The sequence below is a fragment of the Streptomyces sp. NPDC032745 genome (genome assembly GCF_055579465.1).
Genome location: NZ_JBVING010000004.1, coordinates 1 through 16,276 on the forward strand (window position 1 = coordinate 1; position 16,276 = coordinate 16,276).

Annotated in this window: 15 protein-coding genes; 9 read left to right on the forward strand and 6 right to left on the reverse strand. The window is 71.9% G+C overall.

All coding sequences use genetic code 11. From position 1 onward, the window contains the following. Positions 1-92 (forward strand): aggregation-promoting factor C-terminal-like domain-containing protein (locus ACZ5WG_RS11240; RefSeq protein WP_450315969.1); only part of this gene is annotated, 92 nt, incomplete at its 5' end. Between the two features lie 122 nt (positions 93-214). On the opposite strand, the gene ACZ5WG_RS11245 is transcribed toward ACZ5WG_RS11240, so the two are convergent. Further along, the gene (locus ACZ5WG_RS11245) at positions 215-1,384 is read right to left on the reverse strand and encodes a steroid 3-ketoacyl-CoA thiolase (protein ID WP_468722309.1); all 1,170 of its coding nucleotides are present in this window, start codon (positions 1,382-1,384) and stop codon (positions 215-217) included. 241 nt (positions 1,385-1,625) lie between these two features. Here ACZ5WG_RS11245 and ACZ5WG_RS11250 point away from each other — a divergent pair, with 241 nt between their 5' ends. Continuing rightward, entirely contained in the window at positions 1,626-2,870 is a 1,245-nt protein-coding gene (locus ACZ5WG_RS11250; protein WP_468722311.1) for a cytochrome P450, read from the forward strand. A 205-nt stretch (positions 2,871-3,075) separates the two neighbouring features. After that, positions 3,076-3,459, forward strand: coding sequence for a DUF6193 family natural product biosynthesis protein (locus tag ACZ5WG_RS11255; protein WP_468722313.1), 384 nt, complete (start codon positions 3,076-3,078; stop codon positions 3,457-3,459). A 141-nt stretch (positions 3,460-3,600) separates the two neighbouring features. Here ACZ5WG_RS11255 and ACZ5WG_RS11260 read toward each other — a convergent pair whose 3' ends face one another. Continuing rightward, the gene (locus ACZ5WG_RS11260) at positions 3,601-5,619 is read right to left on the reverse strand and encodes a bifunctional glycosyltransferase 87/phosphatase PAP2 family protein (protein ID WP_468722315.1); all 2,019 of its coding nucleotides are present in this window, start codon (positions 5,617-5,619) and stop codon (positions 3,601-3,603) included. A 120-nt stretch (positions 5,620-5,739) separates the two neighbouring features. On the opposite strand from ACZ5WG_RS11260, the gene ACZ5WG_RS11265 reads away from it, so the two are divergent. Further along, entirely contained in the window at positions 5,740-6,066 is a 327-nt protein-coding gene (locus ACZ5WG_RS11265; RefSeq protein ID WP_468722317.1) for an antibiotic biosynthesis monooxygenase family protein, read from the forward strand. A 72-nt stretch (positions 6,067-6,138) separates the two neighbouring features. On the opposite strand, the gene ACZ5WG_RS11270 is transcribed toward ACZ5WG_RS11265, so the two are convergent. After that, positions 6,139-6,534, reverse strand: a complete 396-nt coding sequence (locus ACZ5WG_RS11270; protein WP_266629627.1) for a nuclear transport factor 2 family protein — start codon at positions 6,532-6,534, stop codon at positions 6,139-6,141. Positions 6,535-6,640: 106 nt separating this feature from the next. On the opposite strand from ACZ5WG_RS11270, the gene ACZ5WG_RS11275 reads away from it, so the two are divergent. Next, positions 6,641-7,174 (forward strand): GNAT family N-acetyltransferase, encoded by a 534-nt coding sequence (locus tag ACZ5WG_RS11275; protein WP_468722319.1) that lies wholly within the window; start codon positions 6,641-6,643, stop codon positions 7,172-7,174. Positions 7,175-7,221: 47 nt separating this feature from the next. Here the strand turns inward: ACZ5WG_RS11275 and ACZ5WG_RS11280 are convergent, their stop codons facing one another. Beyond that, positions 7,222-9,288: a DHA2 family efflux MFS transporter permease subunit gene (locus ACZ5WG_RS11280; protein ID WP_468722321.1), complete on the reverse strand. Its 2,067-nt coding sequence runs from the start codon at positions 9,286-9,288 to the stop codon at positions 7,222-7,224. A gap of 127 nt (positions 9,289-9,415) precedes the next feature. Between ACZ5WG_RS11280 and ACZ5WG_RS11285 the strand changes: the two genes are divergently transcribed. Together ACZ5WG_RS11285 and ACZ5WG_RS11290 are read left to right on the forward strand one after the other, a co-directional pair. Beyond that, on the forward strand, positions 9,416-10,345 hold the full coding sequence (locus ACZ5WG_RS11285; RefSeq protein ID WP_468722322.1) for a peptidoglycan-binding domain-containing protein: 930 nt from the start codon (positions 9,416-9,418) through the stop codon (positions 10,343-10,345). 128 nt (positions 10,346-10,473) lie between these two features. Continuing rightward, positions 10,474-11,157, forward strand: coding sequence for an HAD-IA family hydrolase (locus tag ACZ5WG_RS11290; protein ID WP_468722324.1), 684 nt, complete (start codon positions 10,474-10,476; stop codon positions 11,155-11,157). A gap of 611 nt (positions 11,158-11,768) precedes the next feature. Here ACZ5WG_RS11290 and ACZ5WG_RS11295 read toward each other — a convergent pair. Then, positions 11,769-12,290 (reverse strand): DinB family protein, encoded by a 522-nt coding sequence (locus ACZ5WG_RS11295; RefSeq protein ID WP_468723031.1) that lies wholly within the window; start codon positions 12,288-12,290, stop codon positions 11,769-11,771. A gap of 119 nt (positions 12,291-12,409) precedes the next feature. Continuing rightward, positions 12,410-13,003: a TMEM165/GDT1 family protein gene (locus tag ACZ5WG_RS11300; protein ID WP_468722325.1), complete on the reverse strand. Its 594-nt coding sequence runs from the start codon at positions 13,001-13,003 to the stop codon at positions 12,410-12,412. A 547-nt stretch (positions 13,004-13,550) separates the two neighbouring features. On the opposite strand from ACZ5WG_RS11300, the gene ACZ5WG_RS11305 reads away from it, so the two are divergent. Beyond that, positions 13,551-14,213 carry a GmrSD restriction endonuclease domain-containing protein gene (locus tag ACZ5WG_RS11305; protein WP_468722327.1) on the forward strand — a complete coding sequence of 221 codons (663 nt, stop codon included), beginning with the start codon at positions 13,551-13,553 and terminating at the stop codon, positions 14,211-14,213. A 163-nt stretch (positions 14,214-14,376) separates the two neighbouring features. Then, a complete protein-coding gene (locus tag ACZ5WG_RS11310) occupies positions 14,377-16,044 on the forward strand; it encodes an alkaline phosphatase D family protein (RefSeq protein ID WP_468722329.1) in 1,668 nt (555 codons plus the stop codon). The last annotated feature ends 232 nt before the right edge of the window (positions 16,045-16,276 follow it).

Genomic DNA, 16,276 nt, shown 5'->3' on the forward strand with positions numbered 1-16,276 from the left:
CCCAGATCAAGTGGGGCCTGGACTACATGAACTCCCGCTACGGCAGCCCGGTCGGCGCCTGGAACTTCTGGCAGGCCAACCACTGGTACTAAGCCACCAGTAGCCGCTCGGCACCGCGAGCAGTGCGAAGGCCCCGGTGGCCGGACCTCCCCAGGTCCGGCCACCGGGGCCTTCTGTTTCCCATCCCACAGGGTTCAGTGCGCGCCGCGCGCGCTCACAGCCGCTGGATGATCGTCCCGGTCGCCAGCGCGCCGCCCGCGCACATGGTGATCAGCGCGAATTCCTTGTCGCGGCGCTCGAGCTCGTGCAGCGCGGTGGTGATCAGCCGGGCTCCGGTCGCGCCGACGGGGTGGCCGAGTGCGATGCCGCCGCCGTTGACGTTGACCTTCTCCAGGTCCTGTTCGAAGACCTGGGCCCAGCTGAGGACGACGGAGGCGAAGGCTTCGTTGATCTCGACCAGGTCGATGTCCCTGAGGGACATCCCGGCCTTGCCGAGCACGGCCCGCGTCGCGTCGATCGGCCCGTCGAGGTGGTAGTGCGGGTCGGCGCCGACCAGGGTCTGGGCGACGATCCGGGCGCGCGGCTTGAGCTTGAGCGCGCGGGCCATCTTGCGTGACGCCCACATCACGGCGGCGGCCCCGTCGGATATCTGCGAGGAGTTCCCGGCGGTGTGCACGGCGGTCGGCATGACCGGCTTGAGCCGGGCCAGCGCCTCCATGCTGGTGTCGCGCAGCCCCTCGTCGCGGTCGACGAGCCGCCACATGCCCTGCCCGGCGGCCTGCTCCTCCTCCGTCGTCGGGACCTGGACGGCGAAGGTCTCCCTCTTGAACCGCTCCTCGGCCCATGCGGTGGCGGCCCGCTCCTGGGAGCGCAGCCCGAGCCGGTCGACGTCCTCGCGGGTCAGGCCCCGGTGGCGGGCGATCCGCTCGGCGGCCTCGAACTGGTTCGGGAGGTCGACGTTCCACTCGTCCGGGAAGGGCTTGCCGGGGCCGTGCTTGGATCCGGAGCCCAGCGGCACCCGGCTCATCGCCTCGACGCCGCAGGCGATGCCGATGTCCATGACACCGCCGGAGATCATGTTGGCGACCATGTGGTTGGCCTGCTGGGAGCTGCCGCACTGACAGTCCACGGTGGTCGCGGCGGTCTCGTACGGGAGGCCCATGGCGAGCCAGGCATTGCGCGCCGGGTTCATGGACTGCTCGCCGGCGTGGGTGACGGTGCCGCCGACGATCTGCTCGACGCAGTCGGGCTGGATTCCGGTCCGGGCGAGGAGTTCGCGGTACGTCTCGCCGAGCAGGTAGGCGGGATGGAGGTTGGCGAGCGCGCCCCCGCGCTTGCCGATGGGGGTGCGTACGGCTTCGACGATGACGGGTTCCGCGGCCATGAGCTCGTCCTCTCCTGCACTGTGCCGGCGCGGCGGGCCGTCCCGGCGCCCCGCCCGAACTAGTACGCGTTCTAGTTCCCCTCGCAGTCTTATGAACCGGAGGCCCGGCACGCAAGGGTCTTGCACGCGGCTTACACGGATTCCACACGCAACAGTTGACGCGAGGACCCTTGTCACTTCTAGAACTCGTTACTACCTTCAAGCCAACTTCTGATGGGCCGTCAGACTTTGGAGTCGCCCGATGCCCTGTCCCGCGCTGCCCGAAGGCTTCGACGCCACCGACCCCGACCTCCTCCAGGACCGGGTCCCCTTCCCCGAGTTCGCACAGCTGCGGCAGACCGCACCCGTGTGGTGGTGCCCCCAGCAGCGCGGCATCACCGGCTTCGACGACGAGGGCTACTGGGCCGTGACCCGGCACGCGGACGTCAAGTACGTATCCACGCACCCGGAGTTGTTCTCCTCCACCACCAATACGGCGATCATCCGCTTCAACGAGCACATCCAGCGCGAACAGATAGATGCCCAGCGCCTGATCATGCTGAACATGGACCCGCCGGAACACACCCGCGTACGCCAGATCGTGCAGCGCGGTTTCACCCCGCGGGCCATCCGCGGCCTGGAGGAGGCCCTGCGCGACCGGGCCCGGAAGATCGCCGCGCAGGCGCTGGAGGCCTCGGCCGACGGCAGCTTCGACTTCGTCACGCAGGTCGCGTGCGAGCTCCCGCTGCAGGCCATCGCCGAACTGATCGGCGTACCGCAGGAGGACCGCCTGCGCATCTTCGACTGGTCGAACAAGATGATCGCGTACGACGACCCCGAATACGCGATCACCGAGGAGGTCGGCTCCAACGCGGCCGTGGAGCTCATCGGCTACGCCATGAACCTCTCCGCCGCCCGCAAGGAGTGCCCGGCCAAGGACATCGTCACGCAGCTGGTGGCGGCCGAGGGCCAGGGCAACCTGGGCTCCGACGAGTTCGGATTCTTCGTGCTGCTCCTGGCGGTCGCCGGCAACGAGACCACGCGCAACGCCATCAGCCACGGCATGCACGCCTTCCTGACCCACCCCGACCAGTGGGAGCTGTACAAGGCGACCCGGCCGGCGACGGCCGCCGAGGAGATCGTCCGCTGGGCCACCCCGGTGGTGTCCTTCCAGCGCACGGCCACCCAGGACACCGAACTGGGCGGGCAGAAGATCAAGGCGGGCGACCGGGTGGGGCTGTTCTACTCCTCCGCCAACCACGACCCCGAGGTCTTCACCGACCCCGACCGCTTCGACATCACCCGCGACCCGAACCCGCACCTGGGCTTCGGCGGCGGCGGCCCGCACTTCTGCCTCGGCAAGTCCCTGGCCATCATGGAGATCGACCTGATCTTCAACGCGCTGGCCGACACCCTGCCCGGCCTGCGGCTGACCGGTGAGGAACCGCGCCGGCTGCGCGCCGCCTGGCTCAACGGCATCAAGGAGCTCCGGGTCAGCCACGGTTGAGCACGGGTCCGTGGCCGTACCGGTTCCACGGCGGCAGGGGCCGCTCCTCCCACGCCCCGGCCCCTGCCGTCCCTGGAATGCCGCCGGGGAACAAACGCCGGGGGTACGCCCGGCGCGCAGGTGGGGCGCATCAGGGGCGCACGTATGCCGGATCGTTGGCTTCCGGACCATTGTCCTGAGACCGGTGGGGCGTCACACTGCGCGGATGAACCTTCACGCTGCCGATACAGACACCGCTCACCGGGTGGATGCCCGCTGGCAGCGGCTGCCCACGACGTGGCGGCTGATCCAGGAGCGCGGCGGGTCCGAGACGCTCTGCCGCGGCGTCATCGACCTCATCGAGGCCGCCTCCGCTCAGCCGCAGCTGCGCCGGCTGTATCCGTTCACCCGCCAGTGGACCCTGTGGTTCAGCTCCCGCACCAGCCACCCCTTCGAGGTGGAGGCACCGGCCGCCGAGCCCACGCCCGACGGCCGCTTCCGGGTGCGCAGCCCCAGCCTGAACACCGTCATCGCCGAGACCGACACCGCCGAGGCCGCCATCGCGCTCGTCGTGGACCGGCTCTCCGCGGGCGGTGCGGAGGCCCGCTGATCGCCCCGGGTGGCGCAGGGGCCCGCGACGGCGGATCCTGACAGGACGCGGCGATCCACCGAAGGGGTGCCGGGACGGCCACACGGCCTGCCCCGGCACCCCTTCGCGTTGCGGAATCCGCCGCTCAGGGGGCGCGGCTGCTCAGGCGCGGCTGCGCGAGGCGGCACCCACCCGCTCCGGCTCGCGCGGCCGCGGCACGCCCAGCCCGGCCGGCAGGGCGGCGCCGCGCGGCCCCGACAGTACGTACACGAGCCCGAACCCACCGCCGATGACGACCGCGCCGCCGACCGCGTCGAGGACCCAGTGGTTGGCGGTGGCGACGATCGCGCACACCGTGATCAGCGGGTGCAGCGCCCCGAGGAGCTTCTGCCAGCCCTTCGGCGCGAGCGTGATGATCACGATCCCGCACCACAGCGACCAGCCGAAGTGCAGCGAGGGCATCGCCGCGTACTGGTTGGAGATCGCGGTCATCGCCCCGTACTGCGGATTGGCCAGATCCTGCGGCCCGTGCACGGTGTCGATGAAGCCGAGCGCGGGCATCAGCCGCGGCGGCGCCAGCGGGTACAGCCAGAAGCCGACGAGCGCGAGGACGGTGGCCAGGCCGAGGGAGGCGCGGGCCCAGCGGTAGTCGCCCGGCCTGCGCCAGTACAGGACCGCCAGGATCGTCAGCGGCACCACGAAGTGGAACGACGTGTAGTAGAAGTTGAAGAACTTCTCGAGCCAGGGCAGGTTCACGACGGCGTGGTTGACGGCGTGCTCGATGTCGATGCCCAGCGCCCGCTCGACGGCGTGGATCTGATTCCCGTGCCCCTCGGCGACGCTGCGGCTGCTCGGCGCGGCGGCCCGGATGTGCGAGTACAGCGAGTACCCCACCCGTATCAGCAGCAGCTCCAGCAACAGGTTGGGGCGCGACAGCACGCGCCGCCAGAACGGCAGCAGCGGCACCCTCGACCACCGTGCGGCGGCCGGACGGCTGTACGCCGTCGCGACGGGCTCGCGCCAGTACGGCGAGGAGCGCGGCAGGAACGGCACCGCGCAGGCCGCCGCCAGCGCGGCGAGGAGCAGCACGTTGTCCCGTACGGGGGCCAGCGCGGCCAGGTTGGGCAGCAGCACATCGCTGGGCAGCGTCATGGCGAGCACCACGGCCACCGGCCACACGGGCCGGTCCGCCGCCCGCTTGCCGACCTTGCCGGCCACCGCGAGCAGCACCCACAGCAGCTGGTGGCGCCAGCCGGCCGGCGCCACGGCGACGGCCACGCAGCCGGTGACGGCCACGGCGAGCAGCAGCTGGCCGTCGCGGGCGTAGCGGGCCGCGCGGCGCAGGCCGACCCAGGCGATCCCGGCCGCGAGGGCCACGTACAGCAGGATCTCGAGGGGGCCGCTCAGGCCGAGGCGCAGCAGCGCGCCGTGCACGGACTGGTTGGCGAGGCTGTCGGGGGCGCCGCCGAGGCCGGTGCCGGCCAGGTGGTGGACCCAGTACGTCCAGGAGTCGCGCGGCAGGGCCGCCCAGGACAGCGCGGTGGCTCCGGCGAACGTCACGGCGGCGGCCTTGGCGGTGGGGCGGCGGCCGGTCAGCCACAGCAGCGGCGCGAACAGCAGCAGGGCCGGCTGGAGCGCGGCGGCGAGGCCGACGAGGAAGCCGGCCGGGCGCTCGCCGGGCACCCGGAACACGGCCAGGAGCACCAGCAGCACGGGCAGGACGGCGGTCTGGCCCGGCGAGGCGGCCGCCCTGACGGGCAGCGACACCATCATCAGGGCGACCAGCACGGGCGCGGCGAGCAGCGCGGTGCGCCTCGGCACGGGGTCGGGCAGGCCGCGCGCGGCGACCAGCCCGACGGCGGCGACGAACAGCAGCGTCACACAGGTCCAGGCCACCTCCAGGGAGGGCGCCGCAAGGCTGAGGAACGGCCGCAGGACCATCCCGGCGAAGGGGGTCCCGGTGAACTGGCCGCCGTCGTAGAGCGAGCCGGGAAAACTGCTGGGGATCTGGAACTCGCCGAGCCACTCACCCGGTGGCACGCGCAGCACTGCGGCGGCCTGTCTGACGGCGAGGACACCGGCCAGCGCCCACAGGAGGAACCGTGCCGCCCCCAGTCTGCCGCTACCGCCTATGACCCCGGCATGTCCGTTCGCACCACTGTGCTCCGCCGCGTTAGCCACGCCTCGCCGGCCTCCCGCCCTGTTGACCGCAACCTTGACTTCGCCTGGCTGCCGCGTTTCATGCACCGCTTCATTACCTGGGAGGACGATATCCCGCACGGGATCCCTAGGATGGCGGGCATGAGCATCGTGAAGATCAACGCACTGACCGTGCCCGCCGAGCAGCGGGAAGTACTGGAGCAGCGGTTCGCCTCGCGGGCGGGCGCCGTGGAGGGTTCGGACGGGTTCGAGTGGTTCGAGCTGCTGCGTCCCGTCGAGGGGACGGACCAGTACCTGGTGTACACGCGGTGGCGGTCGGAGGAGGACTTCCAGGCGTGGATGGAGGGGCCCATGAAGGCGGCCCACCAGGGCGGGGGCTCGGGCGAGCGCCCGAAGCCGGCGGCCTCGGGGTCGGCGGTGTGGTCGTTCGAGGTCGTACAGCAGGCGGCGCCGAAGCCGCAGGGCTGAGCGCGGAAGCCGCAGGCCTGAGCCGGGGCTTCGCCGGGGCCTGCGCCGGGGCGGGGCGAGGAGGTCCGGGGGTCAGCCCCAGAAGCGGTCCTCCTCGTCGATGTCCTGCGTGCACTGGTCGACGTCGGTGATCTTCCCGCCGACGATCGTGAAGAAGAGGCCGCCCTGGATCTCGATCCCGTGGTCGCCGCGGTCGCCGCGCGCCGTGTGGAAGGTCATGGCGTGGCCGCGCCCGTCGACCAGCACCGAGTGCAGATCGACCTGGAACGTGCCGTTCGTCTCCTCGCCGAACCGCCGGTACAGGTCGAGGACGGCTTCACGGCCCTTGTGGTGCCCCGAGAGCGGGTTGCTGCCGGGCACGTGGTGGATGACGTCGGCCGTCATCAGCGTGCCCAGCGTCTCCATGTCGCCCTTGCCGAAGGCCTCGTAACCGCGGCGGATCAGGGCAGCATCAGGGTGCTCGGACATGGCGTTTCACGCCCTCCGTGTGAGTGATATGCGTCTTTTCCTATCATCGGCCCGTACCTGTGGATATTCCACGCGACGAGCCGCGCACGGACTCCACAATGGCGCCATGAACATCAACAGCACGACCAGCAGCTCCACCCCCGCCGCCGCCACCGCAGCGGGCGGCTGGACCGTCACCGCCGAGCACTTCGCCACCGCCGACGCCACCGCGCTGCGCCGCGCGTACTACGCGGAGGTCGCCGGCCGGTACTGGAAACGGTCCGTCACCGAGGCCGAGATCGACAAGGGCCTGCGGGACGACCCGGACGACGGGCTCGTCCCGCCGACGGGCCGGTTCGTCGTCGGCCGCTTGGACGGCACGCCCCGGGCCTGCGGCGGCATACGGCTGCTCGACCCCGTCACCGCCGAGCTCACCAGGGTGTACGTGGACCCTGCCGCCCGCGGCACCGGCGGCGGGGCGGCGCTGCTCGCCGCCCTGGAGGACGAGGCCCGCGCACTGGGCGCCGGGCGGGTCCGCCTCGACACCCGGTCGGACCTGGTCGAGGCCCGCGCGTTGTACGCACGGCACGGGTACGCGGAGATACCGGCGTACAACGCGGGCCGGTACGCGGAGCACTGGTTCGAGAAGCCCCTGGTCTGAGCCCGGCCGGCGCCCTGACCGACTGCCCCTCCGGCCGGCCGTCGGGGTCAGTGCGCGGCGTGGTCCCGGCGCGGCAGGGAGTCGTAGGGCTCCTCGGCGTCGGATCCGCAGAGCTCCGCGTTGATCTCCTTGACCAGCTTGACCAGGTCGGTCGGGCGGTCCGGGCCCCACCAGTCGCCGAGCAGCTCGGCGAGCGACTCCTCGCGGGCCGCGGCCAGCTTCTCGGCGTACTCCCGCCCGCGCCCGGTCAGGACCAGCGGCAGTCCGTCCCGTACGGCGAGCCCGCGCTCCTCGACCTGGCGGGCGGCGTCCGTGATCACCTTCAGCGGCACGGTGGTCCGTTCCGCGAGCATCGCGGGCTCGGTCGATCCGTACTTCTTGATCCGCAACAGCAGCCAGCTGGCCGCGGGCAGCAGGTCGAAGCCGGCCTTCTCGGTGATCTTCTCGTAGACGTGGCGGCGGCCCTCGCGGGTCCCGAGGACGGTCAGCGCGCGGGCGACCTCGTCGTGGGAGGAGCGGTGGACGGGGTTGGAGGCGAGGGTCTCGGTGACATCGGGCGCGGTGACCGAGCCGCGGAGCACGTCCTCCTTGAGGAACCAGGCGACGACGAAAGCGACGAGGACGACGGGCACGGCGTAGAGGAAGACGTCGGTGATGGAAGAGGCGTACGCGTCGAGCACGCGCGGCCGTACCTCGGCGGGCAGCCGTTCGACGGCCCGCGGATCGGCCTCCACCAGCGCGGCCGAACCGGGCGGCACCGGCAGCCCGGTGAAGGCGGTGGAGAGCTTGCCGTCGAGCCGGTTGGTGAAGACCGTGCCGAAGATCGCGACGCCGAAGGAGGCGCCGATGGAGCGGAAGAACGTGGCGCCGGAGGTGGCGACGCCGAGGTCGGCGTAGCTGACGGCGTTCTGCACGACCAGCACCAGCACCTGCATGACCAGACCCAGCCCGGTACCGAAGACGAAGAAGTAGATGCTCATCTCCCAGGTGCCACTGGTGCGCTCCAGCTGGTGCAGCAGGAGCAGCCCGATCGCGGTCACGGCCGTGCCCGCGATCGGGAAGACCTTCCACCGCCCGGTACGGCTGACGATCTGGCCGGACGCGGTGGAGGAGATCAGCATGCCGAGCACCATCGGCAGCATGTGGACGCCGGACATCGTGGGCGAGACGCCCTGGACCACCTGGAGGAACGTGGGCAGGTAGACCATCGCGCCGAACATCGCGAAACCGACGACGAAGCTGATCACCGAGCAGAGGGTGAACGTGCGGATCCTGAACAGCCCCAGCGGCAGGACGGGTTCGACGGCCCGCCGCTCGACGAGGAGGAACGCGGCGAGCAGCACGGCGCCGAGGACGGCCAGGCCGATGATCCGGGCCGAGCCCCAGCCCCAGGTGCCGCCGAGGGAGGCGACGAGTACGAGGCAGGTGGCGACGCAGGCGATGAGGAACGTGCCGAAGTAGTCGATGGTGTGCTTCGAGCGGCGCACCGGGATGTGCAGGGCCGCGGCGATGACGGCGAGCGCGACGAGACCGATGGGGAGGTTGATGTAGAAGACCCAGCGCCAGGACAGGTTGTCGACGAACAGGCCGCCCAGCAGCGGTCCGAGGACGCTGGTCGCGCCGAAGACGGCGCCGAAGAGGCCTTGGTACTTGCCGCGCTCGCGGGGCGGGACGATGTCGCCGACGATCGCCATCGACAGCACGATCAGTCCGCCGCCGCCCAGGCCCTGCAGGGCGCGGAACCCGATGAGCTGCGGCATGTCCTGGGCGATCCCGCAGAGCGCCGATCCGATGAGGAAGAGCACGATGGCGCCCTGGTACAGCTTCTTGCGTCCGTACTGGTCTCCGAGCTTGCCCCACAGGGGCGTGGCGGCGGTGGAGGCGAGCATGTACGCGGTGACGACCCAGGACAGGTGGGCCATCCCGCCCAGCTCACTGACGATCGTCGGCAGGGCCGTGGAGACGATGGTCTGGTCGAGGGCGGCGATGAGCAGGCCGAGCAGCAGCGCGCCGATGGAGACGAGGACCTCGCGGGAGGTGTGTTCGGCCGCCGGGCCGGACTTCTGCGGGTGGGGAGCGGGGTCCGCGGCGTCCGCGGTCACGTCCTGAGCCATCCGTTCCTCCTCGGGCCGGATCAACATGTCCATCCTGAGCGGTGTGGCCGGTTATGGCCTCTCGGGCGGGTTGGGCGGACCTCGGAGGGTCTGCATAATCGCAGGCAATGGCCAGGGAGGGATTCCAGTGAGCGCTGAGCGCTGTCCAGAATGCGGCGCCGTGGGCGTCGACTGCGGGTGTGCGCCGGTGGCCGGTTTCGAGCCACTGCGCATCCGTCCGTACGTGACGCTTCCCGACCCCGGCCAGTCCGACGACCCGCCGCCCACGCAGCCGGTGCGGGGCGTGGTGGCCGGTCCCGCGGGCGGGTACGCCCGTCCGGCCGAGGCGCCGCCGGGGGACGACACCCCGGCGTACGGCGTACCCGTGGCCTGGCCGGACGCGCCGCCGCAGGCGCTCTGGCCCGCCGAGACGGTCCAGCTCCGGGCGGCCACCCCGGCAGCCGGCACGAGGGGCGGGGGGAGGGGAGGGGGAGGGGGCCCCGAGAAGCGGACCGGCCCGTCCCGCCGACGGCGGCTCCCGACGGTCCTGGCCGGCGCGGGCACGGTGGTCGCCGTCGGCACGGCCGCCCTGGCGCTGGGGATGCTCCCGCGCTCCGGTGACAGCGACACCGTCCTGCTGGACGCCAAGCCCTCCGCGCCCGCAGTGAGCCTGGCTCCGGCCGGCCCGACGCAGCCGGCCGCCACGAGCAGCCCGTCCCGCTCGGCCTCGGCTTCGCCGTCACCGAGCGCCTCCAAGTCGGCATCCGCCTCGCCCACCGCCTCCCGCAGCTCGGCACGTCCGTCCCCGACCCCGTCGGCGAGCGCGAGCAGCAGCAAGCCGAGCGCCCCGGCACCACCTCCGCAGGCGCCGACACTGCGGTTCGGGGATTCGGGCCCGGAGGTGGAGAAGATGCAGCGGCTCCTGGCGGGGCGGGGCTACTACCGCGGGAAGATCAACGGCAGGTTCGACGGCCGCACGGAGGACGCCGTCTCGGATTTCCAGTGGCAGAACTACATCGACGAGGACTGGGGCGTCTACGGTCCGCAGACCCGTCGGGCACTGGAGGGCACGGGCTGATTCCTCGCGGAGTGGCGCGGACCGCCCCAGGTTTTGTATCGTGTGGAAACAAAGTGGTTCCGCCCGCACTCCCTGACCGGTGGGCGGAGCCGCTTGTTCTCTTTCCCGCCCCGTCTGGAGCACCGCCGATGCCGGCCAGCACCACCACCGCACCCGTCGTCCTCACCGCCAGGGCTCTGCTCCTGGACATGGACGGCACCATCGTCAACTCCGACGCGGTGGTCGAGCGCTGCTGGCGCGACTGGGCGGTGTCCCACGGGCTGGATCCGCAGGAGGCCCTCAAGGTGGTCCACGGCCGCCAGGGCTACGCCACGATGGCCATCCTCCTGCCGGAGCGCCCGATGGAGCTCAATTACGCCGAGAACACCGCGATGCTCGCCCGCGAGACCGCCGACACCGACGGTGTGGTCCCGGTCGGCGGAGCCGCGGAGTTCATGGCGGCGATCGGCGGACTGCCGCACGCCCTGGTGACCTCCGCCGACGCGGCCCTGGCCACGGCCCGGATGACCGCCGCCGCCCTGCCGATGCCCGAGGTACGGGTCACCGCCGAGTCGGTCCGGGCCAGCAAGCCCGACCCCGAGGGCTTCCTCAAGGGCGCCGCCGAACTGGGCATGGACCCCGCCGACTGCATCGTCTTCGAGGACTCCGCGGCAGGCATCGCCGCGGGCCTGGCTGCGGGCATGCGCGTGATCGGCATAGGCCCCCGGGCCGCGGCCCACGCCCCGACGGCCCACGTCCCCGACCTCACCTCGGTCCGCGTGACCACCACCCCGGACGGCTCGATCCAGCTGACGCTGACGCCGGGGGTCTGAGTCCGGGTCGGGGTGGGGGCTCGGGGACCGGGGTCGGCGTGAGCCGCCGGCTCGGCGACGGAGACGCCGGTGGGGGCTCCGGGGTCGGTCCGCGTACGCCGCGTTGAAAGCCGGCCGGGACCTCCGGGTCGGGGTCTTTGCACTCCGCGTCGCAGAAGCGTCCGGGGGCTTCCCGGCAGTCCACTGTCCTTCCGGGGCGGGCCGGGCAGTCAGGGGCGCTCCTGCGTCGCGTCGCTTCGCGATGACCTTCGGCCACCCCTGACTGCCCGGCCCGCCCCGGAATGCCACTAAGACTGCCGCGAAGCCCCCGAAGGACGGCCAGTGGGTTCGTGTTCCGATGAGGGCCGGTCAGAGATGCCGTCCGGCAGCCCCTGCCATCCGCACCCTGCCCAACAGGGGCACCGCGCCGGGCCGGTGAGCGGGCCGCGGGGAGGGGCACGGCCCGCTCAAGGGCCCATATGACACCCGTCCCGGGTCAGGGCGGGGTCGACCCGCACAAGACGGGGTCCAGATGCCCGTGCCGGTAGCCGCAGGTCCGCGGACGCAGCACATCGCTACGCGCTCCGCCCGGCTTGGCGTCCACCGGTCGTCCGGGGCCGGCCATGGGCCGGCTACTGCCCCACCCGTCCGTCGATCCGCTCGCGCAGGAAATCGGCATGGCCGTTGTGGCGGGCGTATTCCTCGATCATGTGGACCAGGACCTCGCGGAGCTCCATCGGCTGTCCGCCGCTGTCGCCCGTGACGTCGAGGTCGGGGGCCTCGGCCACCAGCTGTTCCGCGAAGGCGACCTCGGCCCGCCAGGTGGCCCACGCGTCCGCGACCACCGCCGGGTCGGCCACCGCCTCCGTGAAGTCCGCCGCCGGATCCTGCGCCGAGCGGTAGTGCCGTCGTACGTCCTCGCCCGCCATCACATGCCGGAACCAGTACTGCTCCACCCCTGCCAGGTGCCGTACGAGCCCCAGCAGGGAGAGGTTCGACGGTTCCACCGAGCGGCGGGCCATCGCCTCGGCGTCGAGTCCGGCGCACTTCAGCTCCAGCGTCAACCGCTGGTCGCGCAGGTAACCGGCGAGGACGGCGCGTTCGCCCCGGAAGCCGCCATCGGTACGGGTGTCCTCGTCGGGGTGGACGAACATGTTGGACCAGCCGAAGCGTCGGTCGGGCGCGGAGTCAGTGCTGTCGGTCACGCCCGCGAGCGTGCCCCGTACGTCCGCCAACCGCAACGGGATTTCCCCGCGCCCGGTCCGCACGCCCGTCAGCCCGCAATGGCCTCGTACAGCGAGAACGCGGCCAGCGCCGCCATCACGCCCGCTGCGACCTTCGTGATCAGGCGCAGCGGCACGTACTTCATGAGGGTCTTCCCGCCCAGGATTCCGATGCCCGCGACCGCCCACAGGGCGAGGACGGCGCCGATGCCGACCGAGACGGGGTTGTCGTAGCGTGCGGCGAGGTTGGCGGTCATGATCTGGGTCAGGTCACCGAACTCGGCCACCAGGATCAGCATGAATCCGGCCCCGGAGACCTTCCAGAAGGACTGGTCGGCAGGTGCCTTGACCTCCTCGTCCCCGTCGCTCTTCTTGAGGAGCAGCACGGCCGCGCCCGCGAGGAAGAGGACTCCGACGACGGCCTGGACGAGCCGGTGCGGGAGCAGGGTGAGCACGCTGCCTGCGGCGATGGCGAGTGCGACGTGTACGGCGAAGGCGGCGGCAACCCCGGCGAAGACGTACGAGGCGCGGTAGCGGGTGCCGAGCATCAGGCCGGCGAGGGCCGTCTTGTCGGGGAGTTCCGCGAGGAAGACGACTCCGAAGGCGATCGCCGTGACGGTGATGCTGAACGTGCTGCTGAACACGGGGGCGGAACCTCAATCGGTCGGGCAGGACGCCATCGACACCGAGAGACCTGGGGTTGTTTCAGGGGTCGCTTCGGCTCGGCGGCGCCCTGACTGCGTCCACGCACCCGTGTGTGGACGGGTGCAGATGAACCGGAACAGGACACTGCGGCCGAAGGTCTCGCTGGCCGGCCGCTGCGTGCGGCCTGCCTCCGGGCGCCGGCTGGGGTGACCCAGCAGTATGTCGACGGTCCGGCGAAGAGCTACTCCCCTTCTGCTTCCCACAGAATACGCGACGGTCGGCGGCGACCGGAATAGGCCCTTTGTCACATCCCGGCTCCATCCTGCTCGCCGCACCCGCCCGGTCACTCGGCCGTGCACCCGCCACCGCTCCGACTGGAAGTGCAACTTCCGCTTAATCCCGGCGAGTTGCCCGTGCACACATGTGACGTGCTCATGTCGCAAGCCTGTAACCTTGCGCCCGCCGCCACGCAATCTGGCGCCGCCACCATGGCCGCGCCCCTCCGGGGCTGACCGGCCACACCCCCCCACCCAGGGAGCCCCCGTCATGGCCCTCAAGACCCTCATATCCACTGTCTACGCGCGTCGAATCGGCGTGCTCGCGTCAGCAGCCACGCTCGCCGCCCTCACCTCCCTCGTGAACGCGCCCGTCGCCCAGGCCGCCCCGCCCACCCCCATCAGCGCCGCGGCCGCCCGCTCCTACCTCGCCACGGTCACCCCGAAGACCGAAGGCTCCCTCAGCGGCTACAGCCGCAGCCTCTTCCCGCACTGGAGCACCGTCTCCGGCACCTGCAACACCCGCGAGACGGTCCTCAAGCGCGACGGCGTCAACGTCGTCACCGACTCGGCCTGTGCTTCCGTGAGCGGCAGCTGGTACTCCGAGTACGACGGCGCCACCTGGACCGCCGCGGGCGACCTCGACATCGACCACGTCGTCCCGCTCGCCGAGGCCTGGCGCTCCGGGGCCAGCTCCTGGACCACCCCCCAGCGCCAGCAGTTCGCCAACGACCTCACCCGCCCGCAGCTCATCGCGGTCACCGACAACGTCAACCAGGCCAAGGGCGACCTCGACCCGGGCAAGTGGCTGCCGCCGCGGACCGCCTACCGCTGCACGTACGCCCGTATGTGGGTCCAGGTGAAGCAGTACTGGGCCCTGAGCATGGACTCCGGCGAGAAGACGGCCCTGGTGAACATCCTCAACGGCTGCTGATCCGCCGACGGGGCCAGGCCGGACCGGAAGCCGAACCGGCCACCCGGCCGGCTGCCGGCCCCGCCGCCGGCCATTCACCCGGCCTTTCCCCCGCCAGGGGGAGGCCACGCTCCCCCTGGCCGTCGTACCGTGATCGAAAGGGCTACGGAGGAGGGGGAGTTGCATGGCCGGATTGCGTCTGGGGCCGCTGCTTCGCTACGTCGACTGGGACACGGGCGGTTCGGCCACGATATGGGTCGAGGCCGATCGCCCGTGCACGGCCGAAGTGCGCTGCGCCGACGGGGCCGGCGGCAGCGTGCGTACCTTCCAGGTCGCCGGGCACCACTACGCCCTGGTGCCGGTGACCGGCCTGACCCCGGGGAGCACCACGGCGTACGAGGTGCTGCTCGACGGCGTGCACGTCTGGCCTCCGGCGGGGACGGCCTTTCCGCCGAGCACGATCACCACGCCCGCCGTCACGGCGGCCGGGCGGCCGGCCCCGGGGCTGCGGGTGACGTTCGGGTCGTGCCGGCAGGCTGCGCCTCCGGCCGGCCGGCACGGGCCGCACGGTCCGGATGCGCTCGACACCCTCGCGGCGCGGCTGGCCGCCGATCCGGACGAGGTGCGGCCGGATGTGCTGCTCCTGCTGGGCGACCAGGTGTACGCGGACCAGCTGTCCCGGGAGACCAGACAGTGGATCGCGGCCCGTCGGGACCTGCGGGATGCCCCCGGCGCGCAGGTCGCGGACTACGAGGAGTACACGCGGCTGTACTACGAGTCCTGGCTCGACCCTGAGATCCGCTGGCTGCTCTCCACCGTCCCCAGCCTGCAGATATTCGACGACCACGATGTCGTGGACGACTGGAACACGAGCGCTGCCTGGCTGGCGGAGATGCGGGCGACGCCGTGGTGGCAGGAGCGGGTGCTCAGCGGGCTGATGTCGTACTGGGTGCACCAGCACCTGGGGAATCTCTCGCCGGCCGAGCTCGCTGCCGACCCGCTGTACGAGGCCGTACGGGAGACCCCGGACGGTACGGATGCGCTGCGGGCGTTCGCCGCCGCGGCGGATGCCGATCCGGGCTCGGTGCGCTGGAGCTACCGGCGCGACTTCGGCCGGTCGCGGCTGCTGATGGTGGACACGCGGGCGGCGCGGGTGCTGGCTGAGGACGGGCGGGCGATGCTCGACCCGGCGGAGCAGCAGTGGCTCCGCGACAACGCCCTCGCCGGGCACGGCGGTTACGACCACCTCCTCATCGGTTCGTCGCTGCCGTGGCTGATGCCGCCGCTGATACACGACGCGGAGGCGTGGAATGCCGCGCTGTGCCGTGGTGAGCGGGGGACGCGGTGGGCGCGGATCGGGGAGGGGTTGCGGCGGCGCAGCGATCTGGAGCACTGGGCGGCGTTCCCGGCCTCGTTCGCGGCGCTCAGTGATCTGATCGAGGAGGTCGGGACGGGGCCGCGGGCGCCGGCGACGGTGTGCGTGCTGTCCGGGGACGTGCACCACGCGTACGTGGCCGAGCCCCGAATACCGAGTACGGCGCGGGTGTTCCAGTTGACGTGCTCGCCGGTGCACAACTCGATCCATACGGTGGTGAAGTGGGGCTTCCGTCTGGGCTGGTCGCGGGCGGGGCGGTGGTTGGGGCGCGGGTTCTCGCGGCACGGGCGGACGGGGCGTCCGCCGCTGAGCTGGCGTCGTACGGGTGGGCCGTGGTTCGGGAACCAGCTGATGACGCTGGCGCTGGCGGGCCGGTCGGCCCGGCTGCGGCTGGACCAGGCGCACAAGGCACGGAAGGGGCAGCAGGCGGCCCGGTTGGTGACGGTGCTGGACCGCGAGCTGACGGCCGCGGACTGAGTAGAGGGGCCGGACGGCACGGCCCGAGCCGGCAGCGCATGCGCGCCGGACTGCACGGACCACGCTGGCGGCACAACAGGCGCGAAAGCTGCACACCGCAACTCACAGACCGGGGCGGACAGACGGGGCTGACACACTGTGGCCCCGGGAAGCCCCCGGACGTACGGCGCACCAACGCCAGGCGTACGCTGTATGGCTGTCAAGCCGCCCCTGCCGCTCCCCCGCGACGTCG